Genomic DNA, 24,890 nt, shown 5'->3' on the forward strand with positions numbered 1-24,890 from the left:
TTACTTTTCCTTACATACTAAACTTAACCACAATTTTATAATAATGAAGCATCAATAAAAAATGAGCTGCCCCAAAAACAGAATATATCTGCTCTTGGAACAGCCCCATTGCATCATTATTTGGCTTCTGCTGCTTTACCGGGTGATGCCGCTTTGCGCAGCTGCGTTATACTTATCTTTACGATAATATACACTAGCACCGCAAGCTGAGGCAGTGTAGTTTCCCAAGTCGGATATACGCCTAACGCCCCTATAGTCGGTACGCCTGAAGCAGTATGTGACGGAACCCACCCTGATACCTGCAAGGAATGTATGCTCTCGCCAAGGAAGCGAACAACGAGATAATAGATTAATGCGGATGCAACAAGGAAAAATGGCCGTATGGGAAGCTTCGCGCTAAATTTAATAATCGTAAAGCCAAGTGCAATCAGCAATATGAAAGTAACGCCAAATCCGAGAGCCAACTGCAGCGGATCGATAGACGGCGCCATCCCGACATAAAAAATCGTCGTCTCCGCACCTTCGCGGAAGATCGCTAGACCCGAAACTGCAAATAGTGACCATAGGCTTCCTCTTGCGAGCGCACTGCCCATTTGCTTGTCGATGTATTGATTCCAATTGTTCATATTAGACTTATTGTGCAGCCAATTGCCAACTGTGATCATTAGAATAACGGATAGTAAGCCAGCAATACCTTCAATCGACTCACGCGCACTTCCAGCTGCAACCTGAGCAATGGCATACGTAAGCACAACAGCCATAATACCGCTAAGCAGAAGTCCAACCCATACGCCAGACCATACCCATTTGCGCTTATCTTGATTGCCGGTACGCTGCAAGTACGCAAGTAAAGCAGATAATACAAGAATGGCCTCAAGACCCTCGCGCAGCAAAATCATCCCCGCATCCCAAGCGGTGTAACGGGTATCCTGCATCATAGGCTCTAGCTGCCCCAGCATCTCAGTTATAAGCTGCTCCGCCTTATCTGCCGCTGGAGGATCGGAGAGCAAATACCCGCCCGCCTCAGCCATTCCAATTTCCATATTGCTATAGATAGCAGCCGATCGCAGGGCAACCACACCCTCAATCGCAGGCCACTGCACGATAAAAGCTTCCATCTGTCCAGCCGCTTCTGGATAATGCCCTTGCTGGACATCATTTAACGCCTGATTTAGGATGTCCACAGCATCGGCTACCGTTATGCCCGACTCCTTAGCCACAGTCGCTATTTTCCCATCGCGATAATCCTTAATAAGCTGAATGAGTGCCAACGCTTCTGTTTTCGCTTGTTCGGTTCTCGGAGGATCAGCTTGAACAGCAATGCGAAGCATGCTCATCTTCGTTTCCAAGCCGCTGTAAACGTTGAAATGATCCGCTCGAATAGCAGGCTCAACCTTAAGCCAGCTATTATTCATTTCACGATATCCAGCATATGCCTTGTCCAAGTCGCCTGCTTGAATGCTTGCAAGCAGCTTCTCTGCCAAAGGAAGGATGCTGACAGCCGCATCTTGACCAGTTAGCTGAGTCGCCGGTGCGTCTTGAACGCTCTTCACGTATTTATTAAGTGCCTTCGCGAGTAGGGATAACGTAGCTTTGGCAGCATCAGCATCGCTTTCCGGCGCTGCTAAAGCTTTTATAGCTCCCGCAAGCGCAGAATCCACCGCTGCCGATTCCTTCGTTGCCGCAGGCTCAAGCTGCTTCCACTTAGCCGAAGCATCATCAATATGAGCTGCCGCTTCCTTCCACTTTCCTTGACCTGCTTCAACAAGAGCACCGCCAACGAGCGGAAGCAAACGATCAAGCTCGGTGGATTGCGCACCTTCAGCAAACGTATATAATCCGCTGCTCCCTAACATCAATATCATCAGTACAAAAAAAGAAATGAAACGAATACCCCACTGTTTCATTCCGCCATTTTGTGCGAACATAGACGTCCGCCCCTTTCATCATCAAGAGCTATTTTCTACCCAACCCTAACCGAGCAACATAATTATTTAAAATAACGTTTCTCCGATATATCCGCCTTCACGAACACCTGGAAAACAAGCAAACATCGCACTGCCCGTATGAACGACATACTCATTCATTAGGTCGCTTTGCCCAAGCTTAGTCTGCATCGGAATAAATTGTTTCCGTGAGTCGCGGTTAAAACAAATAAACAACAAGCCTGCATCCAGCTGCCCGGTTTTGTGATCCATTCCACTTGAATACGAGTAGGAGCGGCGCAATATTTTTACCGATCCATCGCCATGAGCTAGACGCACATGCGAATTCATCGGAAGCACCGGTTTGCCCTTCTCGTCCTTCTTCTCCAAATCAAGCTTGTCGAACTCATGAGCTCCGCCAAGCGGGGCACCGCTGTCTCGGTGGCGCCCAAAGGTTGACTCCTGATCCCCGAGCGTCGAACGATCCCATACCTCAATGCGCATGCGAATACGCCTTACGACCATATAGCTGCCCTTATCCATCCACGGCGTACCATCCGCTGCGGCTGCCCACACGACCTTGTTCATTTCCCCATCATCGTTAACGTCTGGATTGCCTGTTCCATCCCTAAAGCCCATCAGGTTGCGAGGCGTTGCATTCGCTGGATCAGCACCGCTCGTACGCTGGAAACCTTCCTGCGTCCAGCGGAGCACCGCTTTCCCTCTAGCTATACGAGCTAGATTGCGGATCGCATGGAATGCAATTTGCATATCATTAGCATTCACTTGAACGCCAATATCACCGCCTGACCATTCGTCTCGCAGCTCGTCACCGCCAAAAGCAGGCATATCAGCAAGAGCAGCTGGCCTTTTGTCCGCTAATCCATATCTTGCATCAAAGAATGACGAACCCACACCGAAAGTAATCGTAGTACGAGATGGCAGCAAACCTTCTGCTTCACCCGTATCTGAAGGAGGAAGATTTAAATTATCGTTAGTCTTGCCGAGCATCTCACCGTTTGTCATGGATGCTGCTGCACTCGTCCATGCTTGAAATAACTTGCGCACCTCATCAAGTGTACTCGCCGTTAAATCAAAGGAAGCGAATAAAATAAAGTCTTGTGCCGGCGTCGTGATTCCGGCCTGATGCTTGCCATAAAAGCTGACAATTTGGTCTTTATCTACTTTGACTGCCTTCGAAGCAGGCTTAGCCGCGCTGCGTTCCTGCGTTTGGAACAAGCTTCCGACTCCAGCTGCTCCGAGCAGCAGTCCAGCCCCGCCAACACCTGCCAGCCGTAGTAGGTCTCTACGGCTGATTTTTTTAGCATCTATGTTGGGCTTGCCCTCATTTTGATTGGAATTAAAAGATTCCGTCATGTTGTTAAGCCTCCAATATTGTACCCATTTGAGAAAGCGGCTCGGCAAGCGCATCAATAAGCTGGCTTAGCTTCTTTGTATCTTCCTCTTTCAAATCTAGATAGGACACATAGCCATCACCTGATTTGTAAGCTGACAAGGCTTGCTCAAGATCAGCAAATCCTTTGCCGATTTGCTCATCCAGCGCAGCATCCTTTTTGTTCAATTCAGCTTTAACCAGCTGATAGATCTTATCTGCACCTTCCACGTTAGCTGCAAAGTCGTACAGATCCGTGTGTGAATAACGTTCTTCCTCGCCAGTCACCTTCGAAGCGGATACCTCATTAAGCAGCTCTACTGCTCCCGTTACAAGCAAACTTGGCTCAACTTCAACGGTTTCCATCAAAGCGCGAAGCAGCTTTACATCCTCCAGCAAGCGGTCTGCATATTCACCCATACCTTCGGTTGAGTTCTTCTCCCACAGCGACTGCTCAATGCGGTGGAATCCGCGCCAGTCCTTGTCTTCCACGTCATTCTCACGCGCATCAATATTTGGATCGAGGTCGCCAATCGCTTCAGCTATTGGCTCAATACGTTCAAAGTACATGCGTGTCGGCGCATACAGCTTTTTCGCCGCCTCAACATCCCCGCTCTTCACAGCTGTTACAAACTTCTCTGTTTCTAATATGAAAGTATCGGCTTGCTCAATAGTAAACTGACGATAGCTCTCCAGAATAGGTGCCCAAACCTCGTCCGAGACGACAGCACCGCTTGCGGAATTGCCCTCTGCTTGTTTAGGCTCATTCTTAACTGCATCATTTGAGCCGCAGCCTGTAAATACTACCGTACAAGCCAATAAAAAAGTCATTAATTTATACTTCATTAAAATTGCTCCCCACTCCAATAAATTGGATCTGTTTTTGTCCTAAAATGAAGTATATTCGCTATTGATAATCATTGTCAATGGAATATTTCAGTACTAAAGAAAAGTGCTTCCGCAGCTATTCTCATAAGCTTCAGAAGCACTTTGTTATTCCCTATTTTATTGCATGTACAGCTTCAAATTTGTCAGAGATTCCATCTCTATTTCGCCTAATCTCCAAATCGCCGCCTTGCTAATTCCGTTATCTTTTGCAGTATTTATCCAACGAGATAATGTCACTTCATCTGCATACCACACGGTATGCTTCATATTGTTGGCCTCAGCATCAGTATATTCAAAAAACATGCTGCCGCTCGCTTGGTCGCGCTGCGCTTTACTGCCCGTTTGCTTTAACAGCAGCCCCGCTCGCTCCTCAGTCAAAGCTTCAACCTTGCCATCCTCATGCCAATCGAACCCGCCAACCGAGAAAGCCATATACGGACTGCCAGGCAGTACTTCCATTCTGGTTGCCAATTGTTCAATAAAAGCTTCATCCGCTTTTGGTCCTGGTTCGCTGTGTGAGCCATATAGGTTATAAGCCATCATGACATATTCCGGGCCTTCCGGAAGCTTTAATTGTTCAATAGGAGCTCTTGGTTCCAAAATGATTCGAAGCGACTTCCCGCTTTTCTGCAAACGAGTATGAAGCTCCGAGTAAAAAAGCAGCATCCGTTCCCAGTCTTCTTCCTCGACTCGCTCATAATCGATCTCAATTCCGTTCAACCCAAATTGATCAACGGCTGCAATCAATTCATCTACATGTTTTTTGCGACTTTTTTCCGTCTCTACTAGCCGCGTAATTAAACTCGAATCCTTCTGAACAGACTCGCCATTTTCTTTAAACTGGTCGTTTACTACCGTCAGATAGAGCTGCATCTGTTCGTTCTTCTTATAAATCTTCATGATTTCAGGCAACGCCTGCTGGAACTTATCCGTAAAATAAAGACTATCCTTATAATCAAAATAGGCCGCAAACAACTGCAAGCTCGTTAATTCACCTTTAATAATACTCAGGTCCTCAATTCCCTGCTTCCACTGCCAGTCCACAATCCAAGCTGACAATTCAGGCAGTACGTTGGCTGCAGCCTGCTGTACGTCTTCAACAGACGACTGCTCCGCTTTCTTTGCGCGATTTGTAAGATTGGAAAAATACATTGCTGCGCCTACAAGCACCACAAGCAAACATGCTGCAATAAGACCTTTTCGTTTCCGCATTGATTCAAACTCCTCGAATTATTAGGTTCTGATTAAGCTAAAACGTATCGATCGCCCAGTCGAATGATGCATTAATCGCGTTCTTCACTCTACTGATTAACCCCTCAATCCCAACATAACCGTTCTTGTATAATGACTCATGCTCTGTACCGTCCTCATTGACGGTCGTTACTTTTATATTATCAAAAACAGCGTCGTAAATATCATCTTTTTCGTTGTTAAGGCTTGCTTTGGATGCAAGCGATATATTTCCGCCGACGATCGAGCTGCTAATTTGCTGCAAAGAGAGCTGTACATCATCTACAATCACCGTTAATTGATCGCCCGATACGCTAACTTCAAGCTGCTTCGCACGTTCAGCAGCCTTGTCCCCAAGCTTGCTTGCTAGCAGCCGTTCAACCTTGCCTCCGGGTGCCTTTTGCTCCACAATAACCGAATTATCCTCGATCGACACTCGAACAAATGAATCCGTATTCTGATCGTAGCGAACATAAATCGATTGGCTGCCGACTGCATGACCGCCAAGCTCCGCAGTAAGTTTTACGTCGGCAGCATGGATATCTTTCAACAAAAGCATGCCGCTTCCTGCTGGAACAGAGGTCAAAGCAATCCGGTTATCCGTAAACTCAGCTGCACCGCTGATAAGCTGCCACTTTGCCGATCTCCGATCATCCCCTGCAATAAAGCTGACTTTCTGACCGGTATCCTTGCTAATTTTCATAAGCAAATGATTCGTATACCAATAGGAAGCAGGCTGCACCCTTGTTAAATTATAAAGGCTGTCACTGCTTTTATTCAAGGAAAGTCCATCACGGTTAAAATGCATGCCGAACATCGCTTTAATATTTTGGTCGTTCACATTCTCAACAAGCCGGTTCATGCCGTTGTACATAATGTTCGCGTGCATAATCATATACACGTTCGGAACAAAGCCAAGCGTCTTGTTGTATATTTCCTTCATCGACTTGTAGTCTGCATTAATGCGTGCTTCCATTTCATCTCGATGCTCCGCAGGCACAAGGTTCTCATCCCGGATAAAGTCCATCAGATAATGAGTGTAGTAGCTCGTGTTAGCCCGATCTTTAAACTCATTCTCTTCCTTCACACCAATGAGCTTGCCTTCCTTGTCAAAAATATTAATATAAGACAAGCGGTAGCCGTTGCTTCCCAGCTCCCAAAAGCCGTTTTTCATCATACTAAGCATGTCCTTAGGCTGAAGGAATTTGGATTCATTGCTCCCAACCTTATTCGCATAGGACAATATGGTCGCTTTATAGTTGTATTTCTCCAGCAAAGGCTGAGCAAATAAACTGGAATCGTTTCGTCCATCCTCGAAGGATAGAAACAGCGCTTTAGGCGGCAAAGGTTTTCCAAGCTTGTAATAGTCCATAACATCCTGCTGCGAAATGGTTACATAACCTTGATCGTGCAGTGCCTTCAGCTGCTGATCCAGCCGTTTTTTGGAAATCAGCTCCGATGTGCCGTTTCTTGCTACGCCAAAATAAGACAGCGCAATAAACCCGTCTTGATTGGTCCACTGCGCCTTATCCGGCTCCGCATATTGCTTGATATCAAATACAGCATGGAAAAGAATGAAGCCCAAAACAAGCAAGATGATCATCTGTACGGTCGTTCTGATCACCTTTCTTTTGTTTTTCCGCTTATAATCGAAAACTCCATTCGTATACCACTTATTCATAGCGGTCATCCTTATCTATGAAATAGACCATGGCCGCTTTAAAGCGGCATGTCCATATTCTTGTTGTTTTTGTTCTTTCTCGCTGCTTTCTTATTTCTAGCTTCAATGTCCTGCGGCGTTTCTCTTGTCCCCCAGGTTGATTTCCAGAAGGTAACCCAAGCAACAGGCATTTGCCACAGCAGCACAAACTCGTAGAAAATACAAAATACGAATCCAAAAACCCACAGCTTGCTCTTTCGAAACAACAGATGGGCAAAGCTCATCAACAGCGCCATCAGCAGCAGTCCCATCAGAAAGGTGCTTGGGAAGATCCGATACATGATCGGTACATAAACCAAGTTGTACAAAACCACAATCGGCGCTGCAATCGGAACAATAAGCCCAATGTAGAAGAACAAAGCCATAAACGGCTCCTTCCGCCAAATAAAGCCCCCTGCTCGCAGCGATTCACGCAGCCATGAACGTTTCCAGCGCATTTGCTGCTTTAAGAACACGTTCATCTCTGAGGGGACGATTGTGGAGCAAATCGCTGTATCCTGATAGCCGGTTCGATGTGTTTTCAAAATAAAATTAGTCATGCTGCGGTCATCGCCAAAGGTCGCTGGCTGCCCCAGAAACTTCTGAGTCAGCCAAGCATCCTTATGCTTCAAAATTAAATCCTTGCGGTAGCAAGAGAGTGGCCCAGACAGGCAGGTTACGCTGTCAAACCAAGATTCAGCAGCCTTCATAATTCGGAATGCAATATAGTAACGAACCGTCTGCAGCTTCGTCACTGTGTTCGTATATTTATTTTCCACATCCGTGCGTCCTGCGACACCGCCCATTCGTGGGTCCTGAAAGGGCTGTACTAGATTTCTAATCGCCGTAGGCTCTAGAAAGCTGTCAGAGTCCACAAATACGACCAAACGATGCTTTGCCATCTCCACGCCCTTTACAAGCGCTACGCGTTTGCCCCCATTTTCGGACAATACATGCAATTTCAGACGATCCAACGTTTCATACCTCTGCGCCTCTTTGTGAACAAGGTCGATAACCTTCTGAATTTGCTCCACAGAACGATCCTTAGAGCGATCATCTACGACAATCACTTCCAGCTTGTCGATCGGATAGTCTTGATTCATGCAGCTCAAAATCGTTCGATGAATCCATTCCTCTTCATTAAAGCAAGGAATTATTATCGATACGCCTGGCGTATAATGCGGATTAACCGGCACATCGCGGTGCAGCGCGCCGAAGAAGTAACGAGTAAGCAAGAAAGCCGCTGCCGTAATACTGTATAAATATAAGATGAAATTGTATTTAAAATAAATGATGCTCTCCACACGCATAAGCATAATAATACCCACTGCTACAAACAGCAGGGTGCTCGCCGCATAGACAGAATAACCCCAACGCTTCTTCTGAAGATACGTGGATAATGGCCTCTCGAACTGGAATGCGATAAGCTGCTTCGCTCCCTCTTCGCTATCTCGTGTAAATGTTCTTTTGATAACAGCTTCTATTTTCACGGCAGACTCATAACCTTCAGGCATCGTCCCAGGCGGGATCTCGAAGCTCAGCTTATACTTTGCCCCCTCCATGAACGAATCGCCAATTACGGAGGAGTCCAGTTCAATCAAAATGCCTGTAGAAGAAATGTCTACCGCTTTTCCCTTTATTGCCTGCTTCTTCCTCCGGCCATTGCGAAGCAGCCGCACGTCAAAGCTAGCCTCATATCTCAGGCTTAGCTCACGCAGCTTATGCATCGCTGCCGCATCATCACGGCCGTCCTTGCTTTGACCTTCGGCATACCCTCTTCGATCAACCTTTTGCCGCAAATGTTCCGGATCGGGAACGCTCCAAAGGGTGCGTCTGTCCGCTCTTGGAACAGTCAGCACTTCTATCGGCTTTTTTTTCTGTCGTCTAAACACGCTGCTGTCTCCAATCCGGCACTATAGGCTCCAATAGTCGTATCCGTTTTGCTCGAATAAACGCTTATCAAATACGCCTTTTATATCAACCAAAAACTTCGTTTTGTTGTCGTCATACAGCTTGTCAAAATCCTCAACATTCATCTTCGTAATTTGACTGTGGGGAACCGCTACAATAACAACATTCAACCCGCTTAATTCCTCAATGTCGCATAGCTCGATGCCATACTCGCCATAAACCTGCTGCTTGTCCACATTTGGATCTGCCACAAGTGTTGTTATCCCGTACTCTTGAAGCTCTTCGATAATGTCTGTCACCTTCGTATTGCGAATATCGGAGCTGTCCTCTTTATAAGAAAAGCCAAGAAAGCCTATTTTGGCTGTATTTATATTTACCTTCTGCTTAACAAGCCTCTTAATGATTTGCTGAGCGACATACTTGCCCATCCCATCGTTAATTTGGCGTCCCGCTAAAATAATTTTGGAATGATAGCCGGTATCCTCCGCCTTATAGGTCAAATAATAAGGATCAATTCCGATGCAATGACCACCAACCAGCCCAGGGCTAAAGTTAAGAAAATTCCATTTGGTGCCTGCTGCTTGCAGCACGGCTTTTGTATCTATCCCAATACCGTTAAACAGCATGGACAACTCATTCATAAAAGCAATATTTACATCTCGCTGTGCGTTTTCAATGACTTTTGCAGCCTCAGCTACCTTGATGCTCTCCGCCCGAAATACGCCTGCATCAATAATAAGCTCATACATGCTCGCGACAGTTTCCAGCGTTTCCTCGTCCATACCGGACACGATCTTCGTAATGTTCTCTAGTCGATGAACCTTGTCACCGGGATTGATTCGTTCAGGCGAATAACCTACCTTAAAATCGACGCCGCAAACAAGACCCGACTCTGCCTCCAAAATCGGAATACATATTTCTTCCGTCACCCCCGGATAGACGGTCGATTCAAACACAACCATTGCGCCATGCTTGAGCTTCCTGCCCACCAATTGACACGCACTCTTCACATAATTCAAATCCGGTATATTACCGCTTTGAATCGGTGTAGGCACTGCCACAATGAAGAAAAAAACATCTTTAAGCTCATTCAGATCTGAAGTAAACTGCGCTTCGGTATTTTTGAGCACATCACTGCCTATATCGCCGGTTGTATCAATCCCGCTGCAATATTGTGCAATCTTATCTTTATTGACATCGAAGCCGACAACGTCCACTTTTTTCGCAAAAGCTACTGCGATCGGCAATCCGACATAACCTAATCCAATGACCGCTATTTTCTTCTGCCTTGTAACGATTTCCTCGTATAACGTCATATGTCATCTCCATCTAGTAAGAAAAAGTTATTTTAGAGACATTTGCGACATGGGAACGAATGTATAGCCCTTGCTTTTCAGCTTCTCAATAACATCTGGCAGCGCCTCAATCGTATGAATGTTATCCAGCATGTGAAGAAGAATAACACTCCCATCAACCGTTTGATCCAGAACACCCTTCACGATATGGTCGGCGTCATTGGCAGAGTCCCAGTCGAACACCGTTACGTCATACATCGCAATGGAGGTGTAGCCTGTTGCGGCTACAATTCTCGCCCGTTCATCATCAATTTCACCCGTCGGGGGTCTAAATAACATGGTAGGCTGCTGCTGAATCGCTTCGGTTATTACTTGATGAGCCTTGACGACTTCCTCTTGCAATTCCTCAGGCGTTAACTTGGTAATGACAGGATGACTGTATGTGTGATTAGCAACATCATGTCCAGCTTCCGCTATCGCCTTAGCTAAATTCGGATTTTTCTCTACCCCGTTGGCACGCAAGAAGAAAGTAGCCTTCACGTCATGCTTTTCCAAAATATCAAGCAGCTTTGTAATCGTGTAGTCGGTACCCCAATCATCAAAGGTAAGTGACACAACCTTCTTTTTATTTTCCCAGTTATAAATAAGCTTGTAGCTCGATTGTTTGTCGTTTGAATTTTTTCGAGCAGCATCAAATCCCGGTATTTGTTCAAGCGGTTTTCTCTCTTGACCACTGCTTACCAGCTCTTTAAGCGGAACGAGCTTGTAGCCAACCTCGGCCGCTGCCTTCGCAATAAGCGGTATCGATTCAAGAACCTGTCCATCCAGCTCCGTATCCAAGGCAATAATGCCGCCCCGAGTTACATATTTTCGAATATAGTCCGCTTTCTCTTGCTCCGATTCCTGCTGCCATTCATGCAAATTAAGACTGTAAGATACAACAGCCGATAGCCCGCTCTGCGCTGCCGCCAGCTGAACGGTATCATTGTAATCGCCGGATCTCGTCCGCATATATTGAGGTTTTACTCCTAGCTCCCTCTCGATCACTTCATTGCTGACATTGATCTCTTTAAACACTTGCTCATAGCTTAAATGAGTTAGATCGAGCCGACTAAGCGTGTTGTTCTCAATGCCATGACCTCTAGCCAAAATCTCCTTGGCGATTCCCGGCTCTTCAGCCACCCTCATGCCCGGCAAAAAGAAGGTCGCCTTAATATCGTAGCGATCAAGTTCATCGAGCAGCTTAGTCATCAGTCTCTCATCACCCATACCATTGAAAGTAAGAGACAATTCCTTATTGGTCGTATAGACAAATGGAATCACTTTACTCTTTTCACCATTTACAGGCGCGACAGGCTTTTCCGTCTCTATTGGTTTATTCTCTTCGCCCGAATTGCCGCTGCTTGTAAACAAAGCACACCCTGTAACCGAAAGAGCCAGCAACACGAACATCAGCAATAAAATGACAGGATTCTTTTTTTTATTCGTTAAAAATGGCATCTGTTTCTCCTTTATAACTTGATTACCCATTAATTAATAAATCGAATATGTTTTTCCAAGAAAAAAATAATAATTTCCAGAAAATTCCGAATATTCAAAACAAAAAAAGACTCCATCACAAAAATAGTGACTACGAGTCTTCTACTTATAAAACAATTTTAGCACAGCCGAAGACTTACACCTGCATGTAATTGGTACCAATTTTGTTTAGTGCTAATTGTCCTAATTGGTGATTATGACTATTCTGGCATCCACACTTGTTTCTCCGTATGCACCGTTTGTCCCGAAGCCATTGCTTCTCCCATAAGGAGCGCCAAATAGTGATCCTGTGCTGCTTCTGCCAGGCTATAGAAGGAAGCTCCTTTACCGGAAGCGAGCAGCCCCATTCGCAGCAAACAAGTCGCGATTGCGATCTCGTCATCACTAAGCCTTGCGGGAGCAACTGGATTCTGGTAAAGCCATTCGCCATCCGCAATAACCCCGCGATGATAATAACCTTCCAAATTCCCGTGCTGACCGGTATCGACTCTGCGAAGCTCCGTATGAATGGGCGTGGCGTAATCTTTTAAATAACTGACTTCTGAGTCTACTAGCTCACCTTTGCTGCCTCTTACGAGCATGCGGCTGCGCCGTATCCAAGAGAAGTATTGATCTCCCGTAAAATCATATACAGCCAGCTTGTCGCCAAATCGGAGCGTTGCAATTCGCTGCACAGATTGAACCATTCGTTCTTCAAGCGGATCACCTTGTCTGCTTGGCCCTTGCATGATCTTCGATTCAAAGGTCTGTCCAATGATGCTGGCATGCTCGAAGCCGACGCCAAGAAGCTGTCTAATTAAGCTAATCCCGTGATAGTCATGGGCAGCAGATACCTGTGCTTGCGATACTTCACCCAGCTTCCCGGAGCGGGCAATCTGAATACGAGCCGCATGCATCGGCTGAAATAAATACTGTTCGGCTACTTGTACCATTGCATCCTTAGGCAGCGATTGATACAGGTCGGTTAGTGCTTCCAAATCAGCAGCCGGAGGCGTCTCTGCCAGCACTGGAATTTGCCGTTCAGCTAGCTCTTGGATAATAGCCGGAGCCGCTGTTCGCGGGACAGATACAACAGCGAAGCTGAACTGCTTGGACTCAGCCGTAAACTGAGCCATATTGCGAACCGTACGAATGCCCCATTTTGCCTCCAGCAGCCGCCCCTTCTCCTCGTCACGAACAAGTATCGTATGAATGTTGAATTTCTCCGGCAATGCTTTGGCGATACGTATGTAAAACTCTGCGCGCCAGCCTCCGCCAACTATTCCAAAGCTAATAATAGACATCGTGAACCAGCCTCCTGGATGTAATCCGTTTTCGTCATAATGATCATTATAAAAAAGAAAAAGATCTCAACACGTGAGATCTTCTTTACGCAGTGCGGAAGGTTCCAGTTGCCTTTATTTCCTCTTGAACACCTGTATAAGCTTGCAGCTTACCATGGTAAACGAGCTCCAGCAGCGTTGTATTCTCCAAATCAGCAGGTGTTACGAACAAGGAAGGTTTATTAACAAGATTCACGCCGCTTTCCTCAAAAACAGAGGCTACAAACTGCGAGCAAAAGTATGCGTACTCTCGTTTCATCTCAATATTAAGCATGATGCCTAACATGCCTAGCAAATTGTATTTATACTGATCGCGATTTTTCTCCATGTAATGAATTTGATTTCGTATGTTTATATAGGCGCAATGACTAATCGTGCATCTATACAAAGCGCAGGTTGAGTTCTCAAAAAACTCGCCTCGTACATCCTCTTTCACAAATCCCGCAAAAAATGGGTTGTTCGGATTTTTTCTGCCAAAGCTATAAACCTCATTCAAGTCTCTGTCAAATGCGATTGAAGCGTGATTCAGCATATTTTTAGTGTACCATCTAATTGTCTTGGAAAATAAGGTTCCCGTATTCGTTAAGAGAACATAAATTTCAACATCTCTATTCATGCCATACTACCTCCACATTAAAGAACTCTCATCTAGGTATTAACTTTAATGCAGGAGAACTAAATTCTAAACCTGCTCAGGTAATAGATTCATCCCCGACCTAAGTCCAGTTCTGTAAGCATAGCGTGACAGAGGATCATCTACTAACTTCACCTATTTTTATAACCTTAATCCATTTTACTGGATTTTCTGCTTTTACTCAATACAGACTTCGTTTTTTCTTCCTCATGCTTAAAAATATGTTAAGATTTTCTTTTTCCAAAAATGATATAGTAGGAAAAGATTGACACCGTTCATATACTATTTATATGCACCAAATCTTAATTTAGTATGGTCGTTTGGCTTACATTCTATTGCAGCGGAGGACATTTAAATGGAATGGTTTACTCGCTATACCACACAGCTGGAACTTGTTTATGCCAAAGCCGAAGAACGTATTGCAGCTTTCCCAGCACCGCTCGGCAGCCTTGGTCTGGCCTATGCGCATAAGTTCAATCCTGTGAAGCATGACAGCAATAAGGATTACATATGCAGCCTTCTCCCCTTCTGGATGAAAGAGCCGAGCGGAATTAATGATTCGCAATGCGAAGCGCTTGCATTAGCTAATGTATATGGAATGCTTTATTTTTTTATTCAGGATGACGTGATGGACAGCATGCCGGCATCCAATTGGAAGGAACAGCTTGCTCTTGGTAACCTGCTCATGCTCGAAATGTTCCGTGTATTCCGTGAGCTGTTCCCTTCAACTTCACCATTTTGGGCGTATTACGACCATTATGTAACGAACTGGGCCGAAAGTGTAACCAACGAGGATCGCGATGATTACTTTATAAACAACCCTATCCGCACAGCTGGCAAAGCAGGTCCCGTCAAAATCGCCAGCACTGGCGCGCTGTTGTTAGCAGAACGCCCAGAGCTCATTGAGAAGATGGAGCTCGCTATCGATATTGTGCTGATGTCGCTTCAGATGTCTGACGACTATCAGGATTGGAAAGAAGATCTGGCTGAAGGCAGCTATAATGGCCTGCTCGCGATGATCGCCGCAAATAGAACTGCGGAAGAACCATTAACTGAACAAAAGGTTGAAAATGAAATCTTTATTCGAGGATGCCTTGGACCTTATGTTCAGCTTGCAATCGATAATGAAAAACGACTAATCGAATTGGAAGCGGGATCTAGTGAGCTAGTCGCATTCCATAGTTTTATACTAAAACATTTGAACCATACCCATGAGACGATAGAATCAAACAAAAAGTTGCTGCTAGAGGGCGGATTTAACTACTTTTTGTCTAAAATTTCAGTTTAATAGGTACTATATAATCTATTAATTGTCGAATAATTGAAAATTCATATAGAATTTGTCGAACGGGCATGATAGACTGAGTATGGTAAACTTATACATATTCGGAAGGGTGATTATTGTGTCCAATGTACAATCGTTAAAAGATCAAATCATTCAAAAAGCTTGGGAAGATGCCGAATTCAAGAAACAACTTATCGCCAATCCGAAAGAAGCAATAAAAGAAGCTTTCGGAATCGATGTTCCGGATACAATCGAAGTAGAGGTTGTGGAAGAATCGGCGAATAAATACTACTTGGTAATTCCAGAAAACCCAACAACAATTAAAGAAGAAGCGATCCAAGCACAAGGCGCTATGTGGCAATAAATAAAAATAAAAAAAAGCGCTGGTTTTAAAAGCAACCAGCGCTATTTTTCTGCAGATGGGATATGAATTATTGCTTCGGTTCCTAAACCTTTCTTACTAAAAAACTCAAGCTTCCCTTGCATTACCTCTATAATTCGGAAAGTAACCATCAGCCCTAAACCAGTTCCTTTTGATTTCTTCGAATAATACGGCTCTCCTAATCTTGCGAGATCAGCCTCATTCATTCCCTCACCGTTGTCTTTTATACAAATAACGACATTATTAGAATTATCCATATAAGCTCTAATTAATATAACACCTTCTTTGTCCAGTGCTTCAATACTATTTTTAATAATATTTATTAGAGCTTGCTTAAATTTTGATGAATTACCTCTTACAAATAAGTCATTTGCCAACTCAACATTGATTACTCCACCTTGCATTGTAGCAAGAGGAACCAGTATACCTTCAATTTGTTGAAGCTCCTCTGAAATATTTAAAAGCGTTGTTTGTTCAAGCTGTGGTTTGGCGAACGTAAGAAAATCAGTTATGATCTCTGATGCGCGATCTAATTCATCTATTGCAAGTACCATAAAACTTTGTTCCTTATCGTTCGTAGTTTTCTCACGAAGAAGTTGTAAAAAACCTCTCGTCACCTGCAACGGGTTTCTAACCTCATGAGCTACTGAAGCTGCTAACTGACTAATGATTTCCATTTTTTCAGACCGTTGAAGATCATTGTTAAACACTTCAAGTTGTTTTGAATATTTAACAACCTGTTCGTAGTTTTCTAAAATTCTCCTTGCAAGAATCACAACAAGTGCAGCAATAAAACTAAGAATGCCCCATTTCCAGAAAAACAAATCATAGCTCATACCCTTGATAAAATACCAAATAACTTCGGATACCCCGACTGCTGAGAAGATTCCGAAGCCAGTCGTTAAAACAATAGCTTCTTTATTTCCTTGAAAACAATAATTTATAAGCAAGCCGACGAGAAGCAAATTCCCAATTATTATTGAGCCACCGAAAGATATTATAGTAACCATAGTATACATAGTTTTGATCTCAACTGATATAAAAGAAGCAAACAATAATATAACTGTTATAATTAAAATAATAACCTGGAGCCTTCTAAACAATAATATTAACCCATAAGGGCCTCTTCCAAAAATCTTTTCGAAAAAGAAATAAATAGCAGGCATCAATAAGCTTGATGCTAAATCGAATAGATAGTAAATATAAAATCCATACTCCCCGTAAATAGTATGTAGATAAGGTGAATATGAGAGAATCATTAAACCGATTGATAAAATAACTACGCACAGTGAACTCCATCCAGCTAAATATGGTTTTCTCAAAAAAATAATAATAAGGAACATAGCCAATGAAACGAACAAAAGGGCTGCTCCCAATACAACATCCAGCATATCGTGCTTCAAAAAATCTTTACTGAGCGTTTGATTCTCGCCAACTAAGATTTGCTTCTTTAATCCTAGCCAGTCTGCATCTGTATGAAGAAAGACGTATACCATTTTATTAGATTCATACGAGCTTAAAGATAATAAAATCTCATTCCTATTATATGGATAATTACGATCAGACTTATATACGAGTTCATTATCAATAAAAATCATTACATCCTTCGCAGTAAGACTGCTAATCATTAGAGCGGGTCTTGAAAAGTAAAATTCAGGTAGTTTAAATCTCAACCATGCCGATGTAATATTAGCAGGCTTAGTAGGTAATGGATCGCCGTAGGTAAACGGGATCCAAGCGCCTTTTTTCTCCAGAAATTCACTATGATCCGAAATTCCAGATGGATTCTCCTCCCAGATCATTTCCCATTCTGTTATCCTGATATTTGGTTCATTCGTTAATGCTTGGAAAGTAGCAGCATAAGAAGCCGTAGCAAAAAAAGGAGTAACAATACAGAGCAAAAACACGAAGATCAACAAAAATTTACGTAGTACTTTCATCATACACCTCAAAAACTCGATAATGTTAATGCTCATATCATACTATATTTCGACAATGTTCGATAAGCCTCCTTCAAAAATTTGGTTGTTGACAAAATAAATAAAGCCGTTTTCAAAGATCATTACGATCTTTGGAAACGGCTTGAATAATTGGATTAAAATAACTTTTTTCTTATCGATACACGGCGAAGCATCATAAAATTCAAGGCTACAATACACAGCATGACAGCAAAGGCAAGAATAATGACTGCTGCTAGCGATGCTCGTTCTACCTCTAATCCCGTTTGCAATAGATTGCCTATCCAGTCTGACAATAGAACAGCCTCCATCGCCATCATTGGCAGCAGGGCAGCAACTGAAATTAGTACGCCTATCTTCCAATTAAATCGATAAAATCCGGAGCCAATGAGCCAACCGCTGCCAAAGTAGGCAAAGAACAAACAGAAATATTCAAAAAAGATCCAGCCGAGTTCTAAAGAAGAAGAAAACAAATGCGGATTGTTCAGCTCTAATGTCCAATTGTTTTTGTCATAAATGAACTGCTCGACGGGATACCCTATCGTTAATATAAGGGCGAATATAGCTGAAAATAGGACTAGTACTAAACTCACGCCTCCAATAAAGTGCTTTCTCGTTACTCCACTGGAAACAAAACTTGCGAGCGATGCAGGGGTCAGCAGTATGCCAATGACAAGCAGAAATACTCTCGGCGATATGGTCGTGCTTTCCCAAACCTCTTGCCCTTCAAAATCAGGTCCTACTATAGCCTCAGCATTCGTTAAAACGCCTATACCAATATAGATCAGAATAAATATGACCCAATAAAAAAAGATCGTCCAACGAAAGGTGTACATCATATGCTGTGCCACATTAAGCACGGGATGTTTTCTCTTGCTGCTCATTATTCATCCCCTCTTTTCTTCGTCAAATGAACGAATAAATCTTGCAGTGATACAGGACCAAGCTCAAGCCCTGCTGCTAATGCTTGCTTGCGCTTCACATCAGTGAGCTCTCCGAACACAGTAACTGACTTCGTTTTACCAAGCTTCTGCTCCCCAAGCACCGTCAATCCTTCTGCAAAACGATCCACGCTTTCACTCGGTCCAGTTATAGATGAGCCGCGCGCCCGCAGCGCATCTGTTTCCTCATGCATGATTAGGCGACCTTTATCCAAAATAAGCACCTCTTCAAACAAATTGCCTACTTCCTCAATTAAATGCGTAGATAAAATGAAAGTACGAGGCGTTTCCATATAATCATTAAGCAGCTCTTCATAAAAGGTATAGCGGGACGGAGCATCCATGCCAAGATAAGCCTCATCAAAAATCGTAACCGGTGCGCGGCTAGCAAGGCCAATCGTCACGCCAAGCGCCGACTTCATTCCTCTCGAAAGGGTAGATATACGTTTCTTAATCGGGAGCTCATAGTGACGAATGAGTCGATCCGCATAGTTTGCATCCCAATTGGGCCAGCAGCTAGCCGAAAGCTTTAACACGTCACGAACGTATAAAGTGTCCGGCATATGGCCGCTTTCTTGGATAAAGCATACTTGCTCCATGATGCGTGCATTTTCGAATGGCGCTTCACCATCTATCGTTATTTCACCATCTGATTGCTGTCGATAGGAGGCTATGATCGATAATAGACTGGTTTTTCCAGAACCATTTCTACCGAGCAAACCGTATATTTTGCCACCCTCGAGCTTGAACGAAATGTTGTGTAGCGCTGAAAATGATCCATAACGCTGCCCCAATTGATTCACTTCGATACCTAGCGTCATACGTCAGTCCTCCCTTTCACTTGTTCGATGCGACCAATGATATCTGCAAGAGGGACACCAATTTTCTCAGCTTCCGCAAGCATTTGATCGACGACCTCTTCGAAAAAACGATCTCTGCGCTGTGCCAGCAGCAATTGCCTGGCTTCGCCATTTACAAACATGCCGATTCCCCTTTTCTTATACAAAATGCCTTCCTCCGTCAATAAATGAAAGCCTTTCGCTGCTGTAGCAGGGTTTATACGATAAAACGCAGCATACTGGTTTGTTGACATGACCTGCTCATCTTCTTGCAAAATGCCGCTTATGATGTCGTCTTTAATTTTGTCTGCTATTTGTTGGTAAATGGGACTTCGATCATCAAACACGTCATCACCCCTTTAGGTTACATGGTTCATTAGTTATGTAACTAACCATACAACCGTGACCAATAAATGTCAAGCCTATTTCATTACAGCATGTTATACAGACCTCTGAGGCTAAACGTTGAGAACAAAAAAACTGCCTCCGGGTATTAACCGTGAGACAGCTTCTTGTCCTCTTATGATAAGCAGTACGTTTGTCCGAGTAACTGGACAATTCGTTATTTGGTTGCTTGAATTCCCTTCATCCATCCGATCAGCTCCTTGCTTACTTGCTCCAGCTGCTCCTCCGGCTTAATGCTTGCTGGTCGATCCCCTTTTTGCGTGCCATAGGAACCAAATTGACCATGATTCCCTCCTTCAATCGTGACATACTGCGTTGAGCTAGGCATATACCGTTTTCCTTTGCCCCATGCCTCCCAATCCAACACGCCATCATTAGACGCAGTGACTTGCAATACTGGCAGCTTAGCATCTTCAAGAGTTCCAGCTTTTTCTGCATAGGCCGCAAGGAAAAAGATACCCTTAAGTTGATCCAAATGCTCCGCAGCATATCGTGAAGCAAAAACACCGCCAAGCGAGTGGCCGCCTATAACGTAACTTTCCTCTGGATGCTCAGCAATAAAATCATCCGCTTTATTTTGCCCCATTAAAGCAAGATTAAGCGGCATACTTGCAATGTATACACGGTGGCCAGCGTCAGCGAGCTTGTGAGCTAAAGGTGCATAGCTTTTTGGATCTACTAATCCACCTGGATAAAAAATAACATTAGGCTGAACAATCCCGGCTGCTCCAGCGGTCGGTTCAAAGCGATAGCCTGCTTGTCCAATGCTGACCGTAACTTGTTCATCGCTCTTCATGGCAGCTTTTGCCTCAGCAGATGGTGAATAAACCATCATTTGATACGCGACAGCCAGTGACAATAGTAATACCAAAACAATGGCTAACGTCCATATAAGCACCCTCTTTTTTCGCGCTTGCTTCGGTTTTGCCAATGCCTTTGAATCGTGACTCATTTCGTGCACTCCCTTTATTCCAGCATCTTCATTAGCAGCTTTTGTGATTCCAGAGCTTCTTCACCATTCACGCTTGGACTCTTATCTTGTACGATACATTGAATGAAGTGAAGAACAGCATCCTCAAAACCTCGTTGTTTCAGAGTCGTTTGCCAAGATGGCGGCAACGTTTGTGTTACTGTATCGTCACGCTCTACTTCGAGCAAACTCATATTTTTTACACGAATAATTTCGCCTGCCGATACAATTTCGAGCTGCTCCAAGTTCGTTCCTGCATGTCGGTGCATCGCAGTCGATAACGTGTAACCGCCGATTGTACTGTAGTGATGCTGTGCATAAAGCAGCTGATTATGCTCGTTAACATTAACGACGCCGTTCATCACAGTCGCCTTCCCATCTGCAAGCCAGCGTGCTGTATCAACTACATGCAAATAATCGTCCAGCATCGTAAAATCTGCGGTTTGCGGACCAACTGAATTCGTCCGATGTTTCTCCATCCGAACCCATGCCGTGTCTGTCATTCGGTTCTTTGCTTCTATGTATAAAGGAGAAAAACGACGGTTAAAGCCAACCATCAGCTTCCGGCCTAACTTTTCTGCGAGCTCCGCAAGCTGCTCTGCCTGATACAAAGTAGCTGCCAGCGGTTTATCCACATATACATCCTTACCCTGTTTGAGCAGAGTTGACACTACCTCATAATGAGTGTCAGTAGCGCTATGTACAAAAACAGCATCGCAGCGGTCAGCCAGCTCGAGTAAGCTTCCATAGGATGAAATTCGGTACTGCTCGCAAATTACTGCACGCTTCTCTGCATTAGGTGAAAAAGCACCAACAAAATTCCAGTCTATAGCTTTCGATAATATAGGAAGATAGGCCTTTTGTGCAATTCCTCCAAGTCCAACCATACCAATACGCGGTTTGGTCATTTTCAACCACCTCTTCATAGTTTCATTATTAACAGGATTACTTCAAGCTATTAGCAATAATTCATTTAACTCGCTTCCTAAACTATACACTTATTTGCGTGGGCTGGCATTTGAATACGAAAATTATAGTACCTGAAAAATAAATCCAGCTACTCATCCGAATAGGTTGTTTAAGTCTAGTGACAGTTGAACGCTGCTCGGCTACAATTCATTTAGGTGAAGCACACCGCTCGTACTGCGGACATTTGTTCGTGGTGGGGCGGTGTTTTTTTATTTTATGAGGATGGGGTGGGATGTTACGTATGGTGAATCGTTTTGTATCTGTTAGTGGGAATGAAGGTGGATTGGTTCATTTGGACACAGTGAAACAAGCATACACGAGGTGGATTGCGATGCATTCTGAACTGCGCAAAACTAAGAGTGAACGCAGACGCCGATTAGAAGAGCGCGATGATCATGGCGAGCAGCTATTTGCAATTCATATATGGTGGCCTGTACTCGGCAGCTTTGACTATTTGCATCCTGAATATGAGATCAATGATTATCGCGATGGCAGCCGCTTTCTCGACTTTGCTTATGTTCGCCCACCATATCGAATTTCTATCGAAATTGACGGATACGGGCCGCATCACAAACAAGCGTCTCGACGAAAATTTTCAGATGATCGCTTTCGCCAAAACCAGCTTGTGCTGGATAACTGGATTGTAGTGCGTTTCTCCTATGACGACATCGGTGAGCGGCCTAGACAATGCCAGCAGTTTCTTCAACAGTTGCTCTGGAAATTGTATGGTCTCGGAAGCTCCGAAAAGTTGGCTCTACCGTTACCTGCATCCTATCGAGAACTACTAAGATGGGGACAGCAACGTGAGCGGGAATCAACCTTTACTCCCAAGGAAGCGCAGCATCTTCTAGGTGTCAGCCACTGCACAGCATGTGAATACTTGCAGCATCTGCTGCAGCAGGGACTGCTCGAGCAAGCATCTGGGCATAGACGCATACGCACCTACCGCATATCGTCGAAAGTTGCTCAATTGATTATATAAAACTAGAAATTATAAACACATTAGCTCGCTACTAACAATTGTGCATTTGAGGCATATTGGCGGATAAGTTATGAAAATTAGATTAGTTTTTAGTTCTATTTGTTCGCATTTGGTCAGTTTGGCTGAAATAGAGCTAATTTCTAGTGCTATTCCCAACGACTTCGTGCATTTGAAGCATATTGGAGAACAAGTAATGAAAATTAGACTAGTTTTTAGTTCTATTTTTGCGAATTTGCTCTGCTTGGCGGAAATAGGGCTAATTTCTAGAGCTATTCCCAACAACATTGTCCAGTTGAGATGTATTGGAAGTTGAATCCATAAAATTCACAAGAGAAATCCTACTCTATTACATTTCTATATAAAAACACACTGTAAACTCTCAAAATTTGGTACACTAGTAGCAAATTTGTTTTAAAAAGGATGATGACCATGTCCGATCATAATGACCGTGATGATCTTGCTGATCGACGCCGCAGTAAGCTGAAGGTGCTTCGATTTGATAATAACGGTAAAGATTTAGTTGAATCCGAAAAGCCTGATGAAACCTTTGCGGACGTAGGCGGGCTTGAGGATGTTAAGAAAAAAATACGCATGAATTTCATATTGCCATTGAAGCAGCCTGAGCTGTTTGCAGCCTACGGCAAAGAAGCGGGCGGCAGCCTTCTGCTTTACGGGCCTCCAGGCTGCGGCAAAACCTTTCTTGCACGAGCGGTTGCTGGAGAAATAGATGCTAATTTCATGCACATTGAGCTGCAGGCTATTCTAGGCATGTACGTCGGTCAAAGCGAAAACAATTTGCATGACATTTTTGAGAAGGCTCGGGAAAATAAACCGTGCGTCATCTTTATTGATGAGCTTGACGCGATGGGCGGCAGCCGCAATCAGATGCGTCAGCATCATGACCGCATACTCGTCAATCAGCTTCTGATGGAGCTTGATGGACTTCGTACGTTCAATGATCAAGTATTTGTCATCGGAGCGACGAATACGCCTTGGTACCTTGATTCCGCACTGCGCAGACCAGGAAGGTTTAACCATATGATTTTTGTACCGCCGCCTGAAGAATCGGAGCGTACAACCATCCTGCAGCTAAAGCTAGCTGGAAAGCCGCTTTCCTCGCTTGATTTAAATAAAATCTCGAAGGAGACCAAACATTTCTCAGGAGCGGATCTGGAGCAAATTGTGAAGGATGCCGTTGAGAGCGCACTGGAGCGTACACTCGATATTGGAGAAATTCAGCCCATATCTCAGGACGATTTGAAAAAAGCTGCGAAAAACCGAAAGGCGACCACTCTCGATTGGTTTGCCACAGCCAAAAACTATGCTACGTTCAGCGATATTAATCAGGACTATCAAATCGTTCTCGATTATATGAAACAAAGCGGTTTGAAATAAATCCGATATAGCGAGGTAGACATAGTTATGATGGAAATAGAAGAGGAAATGACCAGTAAACGATACGAGCGAATACAACAGCTCATGGGATGGAAAAAGTTTAAGGAAGCTTCTGTTGAGGCGCTTGCGCTAATTCAGGATACTCCCGAGGACCCCTATGCCTATGCACTGTTCGGGCAAGTAAGTCTATACATGGATAATCTGGATCAAGCCCTTCACTGGACCGAACAATCGCTTCAACGCGACCCGGAAAATGAATTGGCCTGGTTTGTTCGCAGCAATGCTTTTTATTCGATGGAAAATTGGAAAGCAGCCTTGGAATCGATTGCCGAAGGACAGCGAATTGATCCTTATGAACCACATTATTATTTCTTGCTGGCTAACATATACAATAAAACGAGAAGGTATGAAGAAGCCCGGGATTTGCTATTGAAAGGACTTGAAATCTCTCCTGAAAATTCATTGTATCTCGCTAATTTAAGCTATAACGAAGCGTTGTTGAATCATTTTGCCGAATCAAAAATGCTGGCTAATCAAGCTTTGCGGCTTGATGTCGAGTCTGATATGGTTTACTTATATTTGGCATGGTCAGCAGAAAGACGGAACGATTACGACGACTATTTGCTCATGCTCAAGAACGCGATTAGATTAGATCCTGACGACAAACAAATTCGTCAGGAGTTTCTCGAAGGACTGCAAAAAAATTATAAATTTTATCGGATCATGCTTTTGCCGGGAAATCTCTTGAAAAAGCTAAAGCCCTGGCAGGTTCTTCTCATTTGGATTGTGATTTGGATTGTCTTTAAGCCGCTCGTTATATTATTTATTATTCTTTATGTCGCGACGCACTGGATTACAAGGCTGCTCGTGCATGTAAAAGTGTTTGGCTGGAAACGAAGAAGGTGAGCAGCTTGTGCTCACCTTCTTT

21 protein-coding genes are annotated in these 24,890 nt (G+C 44.0%); 5 read left to right on the forward strand and 16 right to left on the reverse strand.

Annotated elements, in window-relative coordinates:
* Positions 1-116: 116 nt before the first annotated feature.
* The 10 genes from AC1DM9_RS21190 to AC1DM9_RS21235 form a co-directional block, all read right to left on the reverse strand.
* On the reverse strand, positions 117-1,928 hold the full coding sequence (locus AC1DM9_RS21190) for an FTR1 family iron permease (RefSeq protein WP_477582011.1): 1,812 nt from the start codon (positions 1,926-1,928) through the stop codon (positions 117-119).
* 66 nt (positions 1,929-1,994) lie between these two features.
* The gene (gene efeB, locus AC1DM9_RS21195; protein WP_477582013.1) at positions 1,995-3,302 is read right to left on the reverse strand and encodes an iron uptake transporter deferrochelatase/peroxidase subunit; all 1,308 of its coding nucleotides are present in this window, start codon (positions 3,300-3,302) and stop codon (positions 1,995-1,997) included.
* Between the two features lie 4 nt (positions 3,303-3,306).
* Positions 3,307-4,170, reverse strand: coding sequence for an iron uptake system protein EfeO (efeO, locus tag AC1DM9_RS21200; protein ID WP_430057374.1), 864 nt, complete (start codon positions 4,168-4,170; stop codon positions 3,307-3,309).
* A 153-nt stretch (positions 4,171-4,323) separates the two neighbouring features.
* Positions 4,324-5,418 (reverse strand): glycosyl hydrolase family 18 protein, encoded by a 1,095-nt coding sequence (locus AC1DM9_RS21205; RefSeq protein WP_477582015.1) that lies wholly within the window; start codon positions 5,416-5,418, stop codon positions 4,324-4,326.
* A gap of 37 nt (positions 5,419-5,455) precedes the next feature.
* On the reverse strand, positions 5,456-7,117 hold the full coding sequence (locus AC1DM9_RS21210) for a polysaccharide deacetylase family protein (protein ID WP_477582017.1): 1,662 nt from the start codon (positions 7,115-7,117) through the stop codon (positions 5,456-5,458).
* Positions 7,118-7,155: 38 nt separating this feature from the next.
* Positions 7,156-9,027 carry a glycosyltransferase family 2 protein gene (locus AC1DM9_RS21215; RefSeq protein WP_477582019.1) on the reverse strand — a complete coding sequence of 624 codons (1,872 nt, stop codon included), beginning with the start codon at positions 9,025-9,027 and terminating at the stop codon, positions 7,156-7,158.
* A 21-nt stretch (positions 9,028-9,048) separates the two neighbouring features.
* The gene (locus tag AC1DM9_RS21220) at positions 9,049-10,362 is read right to left on the reverse strand and encodes a nucleotide sugar dehydrogenase (protein WP_477582021.1); all 1,314 of its coding nucleotides are present in this window, start codon (positions 10,360-10,362) and stop codon (positions 9,049-9,051) included.
* 27 nt (positions 10,363-10,389) lie between these two features.
* Positions 10,390-11,841, reverse strand: a complete 1,452-nt coding sequence (locus AC1DM9_RS21225) for a polysaccharide deacetylase family protein (RefSeq protein WP_477582023.1) — start codon at positions 11,839-11,841, stop codon at positions 10,390-10,392.
* A gap of 239 nt (positions 11,842-12,080) precedes the next feature.
* Positions 12,081-13,163, reverse strand: a complete 1,083-nt coding sequence (locus AC1DM9_RS21230; protein ID WP_477512487.1) for a Gfo/Idh/MocA family protein — start codon at positions 13,161-13,163, stop codon at positions 12,081-12,083.
* A gap of 85 nt (positions 13,164-13,248) precedes the next feature.
* Complete coding sequence (locus AC1DM9_RS21235) at positions 13,249-13,818, reverse strand: C40 family peptidase (protein WP_076269627.1); 570 nt, start codon at positions 13,816-13,818, stop codon at positions 13,249-13,251.
* 373 nt (positions 13,819-14,191) lie between these two features.
* Here AC1DM9_RS21235 and AC1DM9_RS21240 point away from each other — a divergent pair, with 373 nt between their 5' ends.
* Complete coding sequence (locus tag AC1DM9_RS21240) at positions 14,192-15,124, forward strand: hypothetical protein (RefSeq protein ID WP_477582025.1); 933 nt, start codon at positions 14,192-14,194, stop codon at positions 15,122-15,124.
* A gap of 115 nt (positions 15,125-15,239) precedes the next feature.
* Entirely contained in the window at positions 15,240-15,485 is a 246-nt protein-coding gene (locus AC1DM9_RS21245) for an NHLP leader peptide family RiPP precursor (RefSeq protein WP_477512489.1), read from the forward strand.
* Positions 15,486-15,526: 41 nt separating this feature from the next.
* On the opposite strand, the gene AC1DM9_RS21250 is transcribed toward AC1DM9_RS21245, so the two are convergent.
* From AC1DM9_RS21250 to AC1DM9_RS21275, 6 genes are all read right to left on the reverse strand, one after another.
* Positions 15,527-17,446, reverse strand: a complete 1,920-nt coding sequence (locus AC1DM9_RS21250; RefSeq protein WP_477551705.1) for an ATP-binding protein — start codon at positions 17,444-17,446, stop codon at positions 15,527-15,529.
* A 152-nt stretch (positions 17,447-17,598) separates the two neighbouring features.
* Positions 17,599-18,345: a hypothetical protein gene (locus tag AC1DM9_RS21255; protein WP_477582027.1), complete on the reverse strand. Its 747-nt coding sequence runs from the start codon at positions 18,343-18,345 to the stop codon at positions 17,599-17,601.
* Positions 18,345-19,223: an ATP-binding cassette domain-containing protein gene (locus AC1DM9_RS21260; RefSeq protein WP_477582029.1), complete on the reverse strand. Its 879-nt coding sequence runs from the start codon at positions 19,221-19,223 to the stop codon at positions 18,345-18,347. The genes AC1DM9_RS21255 and AC1DM9_RS21260 overlap by 1 nt, the downstream gene beginning before the upstream one ends.
* Complete coding sequence (locus tag AC1DM9_RS21265) at positions 19,220-19,588, reverse strand: GntR family transcriptional regulator (RefSeq protein ID WP_076271901.1); 369 nt, start codon at positions 19,586-19,588, stop codon at positions 19,220-19,222. The genes AC1DM9_RS21260 and AC1DM9_RS21265 overlap by 4 nt, the downstream gene beginning before the upstream one ends.
* A 215-nt stretch (positions 19,589-19,803) precedes the next feature.
* Positions 19,804-20,598 carry an alpha/beta hydrolase gene (locus AC1DM9_RS21270; protein WP_477512493.1) on the reverse strand — a complete coding sequence of 265 codons (795 nt, stop codon included), beginning with the start codon at positions 20,596-20,598 and terminating at the stop codon, positions 19,804-19,806.
* 14 nt (positions 20,599-20,612) lie between these two features.
* Positions 20,613-21,524 (reverse strand): Gfo/Idh/MocA family protein, encoded by a 912-nt coding sequence (locus tag AC1DM9_RS21275; protein ID WP_477582031.1) that lies wholly within the window; start codon positions 21,522-21,524, stop codon positions 20,613-20,615.
* 293 nt (positions 21,525-21,817) lie between these two features.
* On the opposite strand from AC1DM9_RS21275, the gene AC1DM9_RS21280 reads away from it, so the two are divergent.
* The 3 genes from AC1DM9_RS21280 (at position 21,818) to AC1DM9_RS21290 (ending at position 24,868) form a co-directional block, all read left to right on the forward strand.
* Positions 21,818-22,567 (forward strand): DNA-binding response regulator, encoded by a 750-nt coding sequence (locus AC1DM9_RS21280; protein ID WP_477582033.1) that lies wholly within the window; start codon positions 21,818-21,820, stop codon positions 22,565-22,567.
* Positions 22,568-22,996: 429 nt separating this feature from the next.
* Complete coding sequence (locus AC1DM9_RS21285; RefSeq protein WP_441877492.1) at positions 22,997-23,962, forward strand: ATP-binding protein; 966 nt, start codon at positions 22,997-22,999, stop codon at positions 23,960-23,962.
* A gap of 27 nt (positions 23,963-23,989) precedes the next feature.
* A complete protein-coding gene (locus AC1DM9_RS21290; RefSeq protein ID WP_477582035.1) occupies positions 23,990-24,868 on the forward strand; it encodes a tetratricopeptide repeat protein in 879 nt (292 codons plus the stop codon).
* Positions 24,869-24,890: the final 22 nt, after the last annotated feature.

This window comes from Paenibacillus sp. 01T431, from assembly GCF_056398625.1.